The sequence below is a fragment of the Micromonospora sp. CNZ303 genome (assembly GCF_004345505.1).
The window spans coordinates 171,640-184,232 of record NZ_SLVT01000006.1 but is presented as its reverse complement, the minus strand read 5'-3'; the positions used below and the strand labels follow the sequence as shown (position 1 = coordinate 184,232).

The 12,593-nt window shown below is 76.6% G+C and carries 9 protein-coding genes; 7 read left to right on the top strand and 2 right to left on the bottom strand.

Going from position 1 to position 12,593, the window contains the following annotated elements:
- The first annotated feature begins 39 nt into the window (after positions 1–39).
- From paaI to EV374_RS12455, 3 genes are all read left to right on the top strand, one after another.
- On the top strand, positions 40–492 hold the full coding sequence (gene paaI, locus EV374_RS12465) for a hydroxyphenylacetyl-CoA thioesterase PaaI (protein WP_132234766.1): 453 nt from the start codon (positions 40–42) through the stop codon (positions 490–492).
- 67 nt (positions 493–559) lie between these two features.
- Positions 560–1,666 (top strand): nucleotide disphospho-sugar-binding domain-containing protein, encoded by a 1,107-nt coding sequence (locus tag EV374_RS12460; protein WP_132234764.1) that lies wholly within the window; start codon positions 560–562, stop codon positions 1,664–1,666.
- 66 nt (positions 1,667–1,732) lie between these two features.
- On the top strand, positions 1,733–2,299 hold the full coding sequence (locus tag EV374_RS12455) for a dienelactone hydrolase family protein (protein WP_132234762.1): 567 nt from the start codon (positions 1,733–1,735) through the stop codon (positions 2,297–2,299).
- Between the two features lie 35 nt (positions 2,300–2,334).
- Here the strand turns inward: EV374_RS12455 and EV374_RS12450 are convergent, their stop codons facing one another.
- Positions 2,335–3,228, bottom strand: coding sequence for an aldo/keto reductase (locus EV374_RS12450; RefSeq protein WP_132234760.1), 894 nt, complete (start codon positions 3,226–3,228; stop codon positions 2,335–2,337).
- Between the two features lie 142 nt (positions 3,229–3,370).
- Positions 3,371–5,569: an adenylate/guanylate cyclase domain-containing protein gene (locus tag EV374_RS12445; protein ID WP_486485724.1), complete on the bottom strand. Its 2,199-nt coding sequence runs from the start codon at positions 5,567–5,569 to the stop codon at positions 3,371–3,373.
- A gap of 184 nt (positions 5,570–5,753) precedes the next feature.
- Between EV374_RS12445 and EV374_RS12440 the strand changes: the two genes are divergently transcribed.
- From EV374_RS12440 to EV374_RS12425, 4 genes are all read left to right on the top strand, one after another.
- Positions 5,754–8,648 (top strand): helix-turn-helix transcriptional regulator, encoded by a 2,895-nt coding sequence (locus EV374_RS12440; protein WP_132234758.1) that lies wholly within the window; start codon positions 5,754–5,756, stop codon positions 8,646–8,648.
- A gap of 111 nt (positions 8,649–8,759) precedes the next feature.
- Entirely contained in the window at positions 8,760–9,530 is a 771-nt protein-coding gene (locus EV374_RS12435) for a DUF5995 family protein (protein ID WP_132234756.1), read from the top strand.
- Between the two features lie 328 nt (positions 9,531–9,858).
- Positions 9,859–10,260: a hypothetical protein gene (locus EV374_RS12430; protein WP_132234754.1), complete on the top strand. Its 402-nt coding sequence runs from the start codon at positions 9,859–9,861 to the stop codon at positions 10,258–10,260.
- 84 nt (positions 10,261–10,344) lie between these two features.
- Positions 10,345–12,438: an amino acid transporter gene (locus EV374_RS12425; RefSeq protein ID WP_207914112.1), complete on the top strand. Its 2,094-nt coding sequence runs from the start codon at positions 10,345–10,347 to the stop codon at positions 12,436–12,438.
- Positions 12,439–12,593 lie beyond the last annotated feature (155 nt).

Genomic DNA, 12,593 nt, shown 5'->3' with positions numbered 1-12,593 from the left:
CGGTCGAGGGGACCGCCCCGGACGGGCGTGGAGCGGTCAATGGGCGGGACGGGGCGATCGTCGAGCGGCGGCGGGACGGCCGAGGTGGCCGGGCGCGACGCCGCGTACGCCATGTTCGCCGCCGACGTCGCCAGCCGGGGGCTCGGCATCGAGCTGGTGGAGGCCGCCGGCGGCGCGGCGGTGGCCCGGATGCGGGTGACCGGCGCGATGGTCAACGGCCACGCCATCGCCCACGGCGGGTTCGTGTTCCTGCTCGCCGACACCGCCTTCGCGCTGGCCTGCAACAGCCACGGCCCCGCCACCGTCGCCGCCGGCGGCGAGATCAGCTTCGTGCGTCCCGCCCACGAGGGCGACCTGCTGACGGCGCACGCCACCGAGCGCACCCGGTACGGCCGCAGCGGCATCTACGACGTCACCGTCACCCGGGACGACGGCGCGGTGGTGGCCGAGTTCCGGGGCCGCAGCCGTACCCTGCCCCCGACCGCCGGCTGAATCCGCCGCCGCCCGGGCCGCTTCGTCCGCCCCCACGTCGGGCACCGGCGCGGCTAGCATCGGCGCGGTGCGAGTACTGGTGGTCTCCGCGCCGTTGATCGGGCACGTCGCTCCGCTGCTGCCGCTGGCCGCCGCACTGCGCGACGCCGGGCACGAGGTGCTCGTCGCCACCGCCGCCGACGGGCTGCGGGCGGTGCGCCCCGGGCTGCCGGTGCGCGACGTCGCACCCGCGTTCGACTTCGGCCGCATCGCCCGCCGCGTGCTGCTGCGTCACCCGCTGACCGCGCGGGCCGAACTGGCCGGCACCGCCGGCACCCGGGGCGCCGGGCTGCTCTTCGGCGCCGTCAACGACCAGCTCGCCGACGGGGTGGTCGCCCTCGCCGGGCAGTGGAGACCCGACCTGGTGGTGCACGAGCCGTTCGCGTTGGCCGGCGCCCTCGCCGCCGCGACGCTCGGGGTGCCCGCCGTACGCCAGGAGAACGCCCTCTTCGACGGCCGCGAGCTGGCCCGGGCGACCCTGGCGCGGCTCGGTCCGGCGCTGCGCCGGCACGGCCTGACCGAGCTGCCGCCGCCGGCCGCCGCGATCGCCGTCGCCCCGCCCAGCGTGCTGCGTCAGGACGGCTGGCCGATGCGCTACGCCACCGAGGCGGGCGGCGAACTGCCGGACTGGCTGCGCGAGCCGGGGGAGCGGCCCCGGGTGCTGGTCAGCCGCAGCACCGTCGTCGGCCCCGGCAGCGCCGGACCGATGCCGGCCGTCGTCGCCGTCGCCGACCGGGTCGACGCCGAGTTCGTGCTGGTCCGCCCGGAGGCGCGGCTGGCCCGCCGGGCGCTGCCCGGCAACGTGCGTACGGTCGACTGGATCCCGGTCCCCGCGGCCCTGCCGGCGAGCGCGGCGCTGGTCCACCACGGCGGCGCGGGCAGCGTCCTGAGCGCGCTGATCGCCGGGGTGCCGCAACTGGCCACCGTCGGGGCGGGCGACCGGCGGCACAACGCCGAGCTGGTGGCCGCGCGCGGGGCCGGCATCGCCGCCCGCACCCGCGACATCACCGCCGACACCCTGATCCGGCTCGTCACCGACACCGCGCTGCGCGACGCGGCGCGGCAGGTCAGCGCCGAGATCGCCGCCATGCCGGCGCCGAGCGAGCTGGTGCGGCGACTGGAGTCGCTGGGCTGACCCGGCGTCGGCGGCGGGTCAGCGCGGCGGCCCGGCCCTGTCGCATTCGTCAGACAGAATGTCCCGATGGGACACGTCGTGCTGTTTCATTCCGTCTACGGGCTGCGACCCGCCGTGCTGGCCGCCGCCGACCGGCTGCGCGCCGCCGGCCACCACGTCGTCACCCCCGACCTCTACGGCGAGCCGGCCGTCGCCACCATCGAGGAGGGCTTCGCCCTGCTCGAGCGGATCGGCGAGCCGGCGGTGATGGGGCGGGCCCGGGCCGCGCTGCTCGAGGCGCCACCCGACGCGGTGCTGGCCGGGTTCTCCATGGGTGCCGCGGTGGCCGGCGCGTTGCTCAGCGAGCGGCGCGAAGCCGCCGCGTTGCTGCTGTTGCACAGCGCCGGAGGCGCACCGGAGGCGGTCCGCCCGGGCCTGCCGGTGCAGCTGCACATGGCCGACCCGGACGAATACCCCCCGGAGCCCGAGCTGAGCCGGTGGCAGCGGGCGATGTCCGGGGCGGGCGCGGACCTGAGCGTCCACCGCTATCCCGGGGTCGGGCACCTCTACACCGACCCCGACCTGCCCGAACACGACTCGGCCGCCACCACCCAGACGTGGGAACGGGCGCTCGCCTTCCTCCACGGTCGCTGACCGGTCACCACGCCGTGCGGGCGGGGCGCCCGCGGTCAGCCGAGGCGGGCCAGGTCCTCGGGGGTGAGCCGGATCGCCCCGGCCGCCACGTTCTGCGCCAGGTGCGCCGGGTCGCCGGTCCCGGGGATGGCCAGCACGTGCGGCCCCTGGTGCAGCGTCCAGGCCAGGCGGATCTGGTGCGGGGTGGCGCCGTGCGCCCGCGCCACCGCCCGTACGGCCTCGTCGTGGTCGCCGCCCGCGCCCGCCTCCCGCCCGGCGCCCGCGATCGCGAAGAACGGCACGAAGGCGATCCCCCGCTCGCCGCAGACCCGCAGCAGCTCGTCGGCCCACCGGTTCACGTCGAGGGCGTACGCGTTCTGCACGCAGACCACCGGCGCGATGTCCCGCACCTCGTCCAGGTGATCCACCCGCACGTTCGACAGGCCGAGATGCCGGATCAGCCCGGCGTCGCGCAGCTCGGCCAGGGCGGCGAACCGCTCCGCCATTGAGTCGCGCCCGGGTCGCCGGACGATCCGCAGGTTCACCACGTCCAGGTGGTCCCGGCCGAGCCGGCGCAGGTTCTCCTCCACCTCCCGGCGCAGCTCCGCCGGGCCCAGTTCCCGGTGCCGGGTCGCCTCGTCGAAGGACGGCCCGACCTTGGTGGTGACGACCAGGTCGTCCGGGTACGGCGCTAGGGCCTCGCGGATCAGGTCGGTCGCGTACCGGGGCGGGCCGGTGCCGACGCCGAGCGGTCCACCCGGCGAGACGTAGAAGGCGGCGGTGTCGATGTGGTTGACGCCCAGCTCGACGGCCCGGCGCAGGACGCGGACGGCACGCGCCCGGTCCGGGTCGACGGTGAGCCGCATGGAGCCGAACCCCATCCGGTGCACGGTGCGGTCGCCGAGCGTCCAGGTGCCGGCGGCGGTGGCGGTGGTCTCTTCGACAGGCATCGGGCGAACCTAGCCAGCCGGCCCCGGGGCGCGCACTCGGTCGGCCGCCCGATACCGCCCGGATCGAATCACCGTTAGCTTGGATCGTGGGGGAGATCCCTCGGCCGCCCCACCTTCCCGCCGTGTCCGGCACACCGCCAGCTCACGCCGCGACCGGCGTGCCGCGCGGCAGGGCCCACCTCGGCCGCTGCCCGCGCCCATGCCGCCGCGCCGAACCCCGCGCCCCGAGGGCTGCCGTCGCAGCGGGGCCGGCCGCGCGGTCGCGCGCGGTCGACGGAGCGGGGCCGGCCGGGGGACGGCGATCGCGGGCCGCGACCCAGCCGCGCAGCTTCACCATCCCACCGCCCCCGACAGGTTCCGCGGGGACGGCGACCTGCGGATTGGGCGCGGATCGCGCCCCCGGCAGCGCCGCGACCCGGCGCACGTCGGCGACCCTGACCGCGCGGGCGGGCCGGGGCGCGGCGGCGGAACGGGGCGCGGCGGCGGGCCGCCGCAATGGTGCCGGGTGCGACCCGCGAGCGTTCCGGGCCGCCGGGCGGTCGGCGTCGACGCGCGCCGGCCGCACGTCAGCGGTGGGGGCGTGCCCGACCACGGGCACCGAAGGGGCGGCCGACTCCGCCGGCCGCCCGGCCCGGCGGGCGAACGCGGCCCGCGCCGCCCTCGGCAGTCGGGCGTACGCGACCTCGCGGACCACCGGGTCGGCGACGGCGTACCGGCCGTCGGGCCGGGTGACCAGCAGACCCGTCGCGGCCAGGTCGCGCAGCACCGGGGCGGCCCGCCCGGGGGCCCAGTCGAGCAGGCGCGACACCGTCGCGGCGGTGATCCCCGCACCGACGGTCGCGACGGCCATCAGCACGGCCCGCCGCGCCCCGTCCAGGCAATCCAGCCGGGCGTCGACCTCCCGGCGCACCGCCTCGGGCACGGAGTGCGCCGCGTCCGGCGACGCCGCATAGGCGACGGCCCGCCCCGGGTTGCCGCCGACCAGCGGCAGCAGCCGGGCGATCGCCGCCGTCGGCCGGTCCGTCCGGCCGAGCAGGTGCCGCAGCAGCCGTCCGGTCTCCACCGGGCGCAGCGGCGGCACCGCCAACCGGTGCCGACGGTCCCGCGGGCCGGACAGTGCGCCCGTCCACCCGGGACGGTGCAGGGTCACCACCACCAGCGGCAGCGACCGCGCGGTGGCCGCCGCGAAGAGCCGGTGCAGGAAACGGTGCACCGTCGCGGTGGCCCGGTCGAGGTCGTCCACCGCCACCATCACCGGCTGCCGGGCGGCGAGCCCCAGCAGCGCCTCCCGCGCCACCTCGGCCCCCCGCGCCGCGTCGCCGGAGCCGTCCGGCGTGCCCAGCAGCGCCTCCAGCGCGTACACCGCCTCGGACAGGCCGGCGGGCGGCACCAGGTCCGTGAGGGCGGCGCTGAGCCGTCGCCGTACCGTCGCGGGCGGCTCACCGGCGCGGAGGCCGGCGAGCCCGCGCACCAGGTCCGCGACGGGCGCCAGGGGCTGCGGGTACGGCGGGCAGTGCGCGACGCACCAGCGCACCGGCACCCCGTCCACGGTCCGTACCGCCCGGGTCAGCTCGTGCAGCAGCCGGCTGCGCCCGCTGCCGGCGGGACCGACCAGCGACAGCCAGCGCGGATCGCGGCCCCGCACGGCCCGGACGATCAGGTCCCGGGCGGCGGCCAGTTCCCGTCGCCGCCCGACCAGCGGCCCCTCGTGCCGGGTCGGGGCCGGTCGGGTCGTGCCGGTGGCGTGCCACACGTCGACCGGCAGCGCCTTGCCGGCCAGGGCCACCGGCGGTACGCGACGCTGGTCGACCAGCCCCACGGTGGCGCGGTGGGTGGCATCGCAGAGCGCCACCCCGCCCGGCGGGGCGTACTCCTGCAACCGCGCGGCGGTGGTGATCACCGCGCCGCTGGCCACGCCGTGCCCGCCGTCGCGCGCCGCGGCGAGGTCCACCAGCGCCTCACCGGTGGCCACGCCGGCCCGGACCCGGAGGCGCGGCGCGCCGGGCGGCGGTCGCCGGTCGAGGGCCCCCTGGATCTCCAGGGCCGCCCGCACCGCCCGGTACGCGTCGAACCCGTCGGACCGGCGGGCACCGAACAGGGCCATCACCGCGTCGCCGACGTACTTCTCGACCACCCCGTGCCACCGGCGCAGCACCCCGCCCACGGTGTCGAAGTACGCCCGTTGCAGGATCCGCACGTCCTCGGGATCGAGCCGCTCGACGAGCGCGGTCGACCCGACGATGTCGACGAACAGCACGGTGACGAGGCGTTTCTCCTCCGGTACCGGCCAGCCTGCCGAAATGGACCGCTGCGAACCGGCGACGATGGTGACCATGGGCATCGCACCCGCCTTCCCCACGGTGCTGACGACGCCTCGGACACTGTCACCGATGGGCCGACGGGGGATCTGCCGAACGACGTATGTCCACCCTGCGCAACCGTCGGTCGCGATGTCGACGCGAGGAGTACCACAGGCACGAAAGACCCGTAGAACGGTGCGGGGGCACTTGACTAGGCTGCGTGCCATGGCCAGCGACGTGGACACCGCACCACTCGTCGGCCGGGCCGACCTGGTGACGACGGTACGATCCGTGCTGCTCGACGACGTCACGCAGGGGAACACTGCCGCCGTCTTCCTCACCGGCGAGAGCGGCGTCGGCAAGACCCGGCTGCTGCGCGAGGTGGGCACCAGGCTGCGCGACGCCGGGGCCCTGGTGCTCACCGGCTCCTGTCTGGACATCGGCGACGCGTCGCCCCTGCACCCGCTACTCCAGGCGCTGCGCCGCCTCGACGCCGAACTGACCGGCTCCCAGGCCCGGACGTCCTCGGCGGTCCGTGACCTCCTGGGCGTGTTCGCCGGGGAGACCGCCGGCCCGGACGGCGCCGGGGCGCTGCTGGAGCGGGTCTCGCGGGGGCTGCACCTGATCGCCGAGGGGCGCCCGCTGGTGCTCGTCCTGGACGATCTCCAGTGGGTCGACCGCAGCACCCGCCAGCTGCTGCTCTACCTGTTGGCCGGGTTGGGCGACCTCCAGTTGTCGGTGCTCGCGGCGGTGCGGGCGGAGTCGTTGCAGGGCGCGCACCCGCTGCGCCGGGTGCTCACCGAGCTGCGCCGGCTGCGTACGGTGCGGGTGCTCGACCTGGCCCCGCTGGACCGGGCCGGCACCGACCGGCTCGCCGCCGCCGTGGTCGGCCGGGCGCTGACCCCGGAGGCGGCGGAGCTGGTGTGGCGGCGCAGCGGCGGCAACCCGTTCGTGGTGGAGGAGTTGGCCCGCGACCTGCGCGACGGCCGCGACGGGCTCTCCGACACGCTGCGCGAGATCTTCCTGGCCCGGGTGGACGCGCTGCCGCAGCACGCGCACGCCGTGGTGCACGCGGTGGCGGCCGGCGTCGAGCCGGTGGCGCACTGGCTGCTGGCCCGGGTGGTGCGGCTGCCCGAGGACGAGCTGATCGAGGCGGCCCGGGCGGCGGTCGCCCACCGGCTGCTGGTGAGCGCGGACGACGGCTACCGGCTGCGGCACCGGCTGGTCGCCGAGGTGCTGGAGCACGAGCTGCTGCCGGCCGAGCGGGCCGCCCTGCACCGCCGCTACGCCGAGGCGCTCACGGCGGCCCCGGCGGAGCTGCACCAGGCGCGCCTGGCGCACCACTGGCGGCGGGCCGGCGAGCCGGCGCGGGCGTTGCCGGCGGCGATGGCCGCGGCCCGGGAGGCCGAGCGGCTGCACGGCTGGGCCGAGGCGCACCGGCACTGGTCGGTCGCGTTGCAGCTGGCCGCCGCGCCGGGCGTCGCACCGCCGGACGTGGACCGGGTCACGCTGCTCAGGCACGCCGCCGAGGCCGCCCACCACTGCGGCGAGCACGCCCGGGCGCTGACGCTGATCGAGGAGCTGGCCGCCGCCGACACCGACCCGTCGGCCTGCGCGCTGCGCATCCGCCGGGCCCGCTATCTGGCGGCCGCCGGCCGCTCGGCGCCGGCCGAGGCGGAGTACCGGCTGGCCCTGGAGGCCGCCGACTGCACGCCCCGGGAGCGGGCCACGGCCGCCGCGCACCTGGCCGAGCTGCTGCTGCACCTCGGCCGGTACGCCGACGCGGGCCGGCGGGCCCGGGAGGCGCTGGAGCTGGCCGCCGAGGTGCCGGGCTCCACGTCGGAGGTGGTGCTGGCCAGCGCCGCGCTCGGTTTCTCGGAGGCGTACCTGGAGGACCCGGACGCGGGGCTGGCGGTGATGCGCCGCGCGTTGGAGACCGCGGAGCGCTCCGGCCGCCCGGAGGACGTGGCGTGCGCGTACCTGCACCTGGCCGAGCTGCTGACCGGCCCGCTGAACGTGCTGGAGGAGGGCGTCGTGGTGGCCCGCCGGGGCGCCGAGCGGATGGCCGAGCTCGGCCTGGGCCGCACGTACGAGACGCGGCTGCTGGCCATCGCCACCAACGGGCTGTTCCGCGTCGGGCAGTGGGCCGAGGCGGAGAAGGTCGTCGCGGCGGCGTTGCGGCACCGCCCCTCCGGCGCGGACGCGGTGGAGCTGCTGCTGGCGCGCTGCCGGCTGTCGGTGGGCTACGGCGACGTCGAGGCCGCGGACCGCGACCTGGACGCGGTGGCCACGATGCTCGCCGGCGGCGGGGCGCGGCACGTGATCCCGCTGCTCACCCTGCGGGCGGGGCTGGCCATGTGGCAGGGCCGGCACGACCTGGCCCGGCAGGCGGTGCAGCGCGGCCTGACCGAGAGCCGCTCCGACGACGTGGGCATCCTCGCGGCGCTGGTGTGGCACGGGCTGCGGGCCGAGGCCGAGGCGCACGCCGGCCGCACGGTGGCCGTCGACCCGACGGCGGTGCGGCGGCTGCGGGAGGTGGCCGACCGGGTCGCCCGCAAGAGCGAGGATGCCGCCCGCCCGGTGCGCGACGTGGTGGACGGCTTCCTGGCGCTGTGTGCCGCCGAGGTGAGCCGCCTCGACAGCAGCGACCCGGAGCTGTGGGCCCGCTCGGTGGCGCAGTGGGACCGCCGCCACCACCCCTACCCGGCGGCCTACTCGCGGCTGCGGCAGGCCGAGGCGCTGCTGGCCCGGCGCAGCCGCAGCGCCACGGCGGCCAAGCTGCTGCGCCAGGCGTACGAGGTGGCACAGGGGCTCGGCGCGGTGCCGCTGACCTCGGAGATCCGTACCCTCGCCGGCCGCGCCCGGGTGTCGCTGGAGGATCGTCCGGCCACCGGCGCTCCGGCCGCCGGGGCGGACGGCGACGAGCTGGCGGCGCTGACCGCCCGGGAGCGGGAGGTCCTCGCCGCCGTCGCCGAGGGGCTCACCAACCGGGAGATCGGCCAGCGGCTGTTCATCAGCGAGCGCACCATCGGCGTGCACGTCTCGCACATCTTCGACAAGCTCCAGGTCCGCACCCGGGTGCAGGCCAGCGCGATCTTCCTACGCAACCGGCCCGCCTGACGCGCGGCGCGGATACGTCGTTCTACTGATCCGGCCGGCCGTCGCCGGCTGGCAGGCTGTGCTGCGTCACCGACGGCACGGGGGTGCCGGGGGAACCACTGTGGAGGAGAGATGACGGAACCGGTGTGGGGGCCCGTGCATCGGGACATCGTCGATCTGCTCGCCGACCATCCGGCCGACGTGCCGGCGGTGGTCGACCACCTCACCAAGCTCCAGGACATGCTGGTCCGGCTGCCTCCGCTGGAGGCGAGCTGCCCGCTGGCCGACTTCAACCGGCTGTACCTGACGATCACCGAGAGCGTGCTGAACGGGCTCTACGACGACCGGTTCTCCGACCCGGTGTTCCTGTCCCGGCTGGACGTGGAGTTCGCGGCCCGCTACTTCGACGCGATGCGGCTGTGGACCGACTCCAGCCCGGGTACGCCGAAGGCCTGGGCCTGCCTGTTCCAGCGGATGCGCGGGCCGGACGCCCGCCCGCTGCCGTCGGCGGCCGCCGGGGTGAACGCGCACATCAACTTCGACCTGCCGTTCGCGTTGGTGACCACGTTCGACAGCCTGGAGTCGGAGCCGGTGGACGGCACCGACCAGCACCGCGACTACCTGGAGATCAACAAGATCTTCGCGGACAAGATCCCCGGTCTGCGGCGCGGCTACCTGGAGCGGTGGCAGCTGCTCATCGACATGCTCAACGGCGACATCGACGACTGGTACCAGGGGGAACTGGTCGAGTACACCCGCGACGTCGCCTGGCGCAACGCGCAGAAGATCTGGCGGTGCCGGCACGACCCGGCCGCCCACGAGTGCGAGCGCGCGCGGCTGGACGACACCGCCGCGGCGCTCGGTCGGTTGCTGCTCTCGCCCCTCGGGGCGTTCCTGCAGTAGCCGTGACGGGGGGTCCCCGCGCTCCGCACCCGGCACCCGGCGGAGCGCGGGGACGCGTCCCCGCCGGACCAGGGCTCGTTCGTCGGGGGGCGGCGGGCCCGGGTCGGGGAACGGTCCGCGCGGCCCGGGGGGTCCGCGCGGCCCGGGACGGGACGAGGGGTTCGCGGGTCGGCCGGCCCGGGGGGTGTCGGCCGGCCCGCACGGGGTACGCCCGCGCCATGAGTCACCCGGCCCGTCGGCCCGCCGCCCGACCCCGTCCCCGGCCCGTCGCCCCGTCCCGTCCCGCCCGACCGGGCGACGCCCGGCCCACCGCCCGGGGCGGCGCGCGATGACGGGCGAGGCGCACCGGTTCGCGTTCCGCTTCGACCCGGTCTTCCGGCCGGCGCTCGCGCTGGTGGGCGTCCGGCCGGCGACCGCCTGGGTCGGCGTCGACCGGGCCGAGCTGATGGTCCGGTTCGGCCCGTGGCAGCTGCGCACCGCCCGGGGCAACGTCGTCGACGTCACGCCCACCGGGCCGTACCGCTGGTGGCGGGGGATCGGCGCGCGCGTCTCGCTGGCCGACGCCGGCGTCACCTTCGCCAGCAGCACCGCCGCCGGGCTCTGCCTGCGCTTCGCCGAGCCGGTGCCCGCCCTGCTGCCCGGCGGGTGGCTGCGGCACCCCGGGGCGACGGTCACCGTGGCCGATCCCGACGGCCTGGCCCGGGTGCTGGCCGCCCGCGACGGCGACTGAGCCGTCCCGGCTTCACCGTTCGGGCGGGCGGTCGGCCGGCGACCCCCTACGGTCGGGTCAGGACGGCCGAGGGTGGGGAGGGGCATGCGTGACGAGCACGGGCCGAGGTCGCGGCGCACGCGTGGTCGCCGGCCGCCGCCTGCCGGCCCGCCACGGGACCTGCGCGCCGCCCGGGACCCCACCCGTCCCGGCGACCGCGCCGGGCGCCCGGTCGCCGTCCCCGAGGCGCAGGCCAGCCCCGCCCGGCCCGCCGCGCCGCTGAGCCCACTGCGCCGATGGCTGTTCGCGCACCAGGTGCAGCCGGTCGGCCCCGAGGCGGCGGAGGGGCAGGCCCGCTCGCGGCCGTGGTGGCAGGTCATGTGCCTCACCGGGGTGGACTACTTCTCCACCCTGTCGTACCTGCCCGGGATCGCGGCGGTGGCCGCCGGGGCGCTCTCCCCGCTGGCCACCCTGCTCATCGTCGCGCTGACGCTGTTCGGCATGCTGCCCATGTACCGCAGGGTGGCCAGGGAGAGCCCGCACGGGCAGGGCTCGGTGGCGATGCTGGAGCGGCTGCTGCCGTTCTGGCGCGGCAAGATCTTCGTGCTGGTCCTGCTCGGCTTCGTGGCCACCTCCTGGATCATCACGATCACCCTCTCCTCGGCCGACGCCACCGTGCACCTGCTGGAGAACCCGCACATGCCCGAGAGCGTCGGCGGCACCGGCGTGGCCGTCGGCGTCACCGTCGTACTGCTGCTCGTCCTCGGCGGGGTGTTCCTGCTCGGCTTCCGGGAGGCGGTCGCGGTGGCCGTCCCGCTGGTCGCGGTCTTCCTGGCCCTGAACGCGCTGATCGTGGCGGACGGGCTGGCTGCGATCGCGGCGGACCCGCGGCCGCTGTCGGACTGGACCGCGGCGCTGACGGCCGGTGGCGGCCCCGGGGAGGTGGCGGTGACCGCCGTGCTGGCGTTCCCGCTTCTGGTGCTGGGGCTCTCCGGCTTCGAGACGGGGGTGAGCATGATGCCGCTGGTGGCGGGCGGGGGCGCGGACCGCGAGGCGCGGCTGGCGGCGCGGATCCGCAACACCCGCCGGCTGCTCACCACCGCCGCGCTGGTCATGTCGGTGTACCTGGTCTCGACCACCCTCGTGACCACCGTGCTGATCCCCGCCTGGGAGTTCGGGCCGGGCGGGGCCGCGAACGGCCGGGCGCTGGCGTACCTCGCCCACGAGCGCCTCGGCGAGACCTTCGGCACCGTCTACGACGTCAGCAGCGCGCTGATCCTCTGGTTCGCCGGCGCCTCCGCGATGGCCGGTCTGATCAACATCGTGCCCCGCTACCTGCCCACCTACGGGATGGCGCCGGAGTGGGCCCGGGCCGTGCGGCCGGTCGTGATCGTCTACACCATGGTCAGCGTCGCGATCACCCTGATCTTCCGGGCCGACGTCAACGACCAGGCCGGGGCGTACGCGACCGGCATCCTCGCGATGATGGTCTCCGCCGCCGTGGCGGTCACGATCTCCGCGGCGCGCCGCCGGGAACGCGTCGCGGCCGGCGGCTTCGCCGTGCTCACCCTGGTCCTGCTGTACGCCCTCGCCGAGAACGTCGTCGCGAAGCCGGACGGCATCGCCATCTCCGCGCTGTTCGTCCTCGGCATCGTGGTCGTCTCGCTGGTCTCACGGGTGACCCGGACCACCGAGCTGCGCACGGACCGGATCGAGTTCGACGAGCCGGCCCGCCGGTTCATCGCCGAGTCGGTGGCGCACGACGGCCGGCTGCATCTCATCGCGCACAAGCGGGCCGGCGGCGCCGTCAAGGAGTACACGGTCAAGGAACGGGCGCAGCGGTCGATGAATCCCGTGCCCGGCGAAGGCGACATCCTCTTCCTGGAGATCGACGTGGTCGACCCGTCGGACTTCAGCCAGGTGCTGCGGGTGCGCGGCGTGGAGGTGGGTGGCTTCCGGGTGCTACGCGCCGGTAGTCCGGCCGTCCCCAACGCCATCGCGGCGATCCTGCTGGCGCTGCGCGACGCCACCGGCGTACGCCCGCACGCCCACTTCGAGTGGTCGGAGGGGAACCCGCTCGCGCACCTGCTGCGCTACCTGATCCTCGGCCGCGGCGACACCCCGCCCGTCGTGCGGGAGATCATCCGCAAGTCCGAGCCGGACCCCGCCCGTCGGCCCGGCATCCACGTCGGCGGCTGACCGCGCGGTGCTCCCTCGCTCCCGTCGAGGTGAATAGTTCGCTTATTCATGTTTGACGGACTTGCCCGATTGTCGTCCGTATCGTGACCTCCGGTGGCTGTCGCGACGTCAGCCGCCCCGCGTCCCGTTCGACGCGGCCCGTGTCACGCATGCAC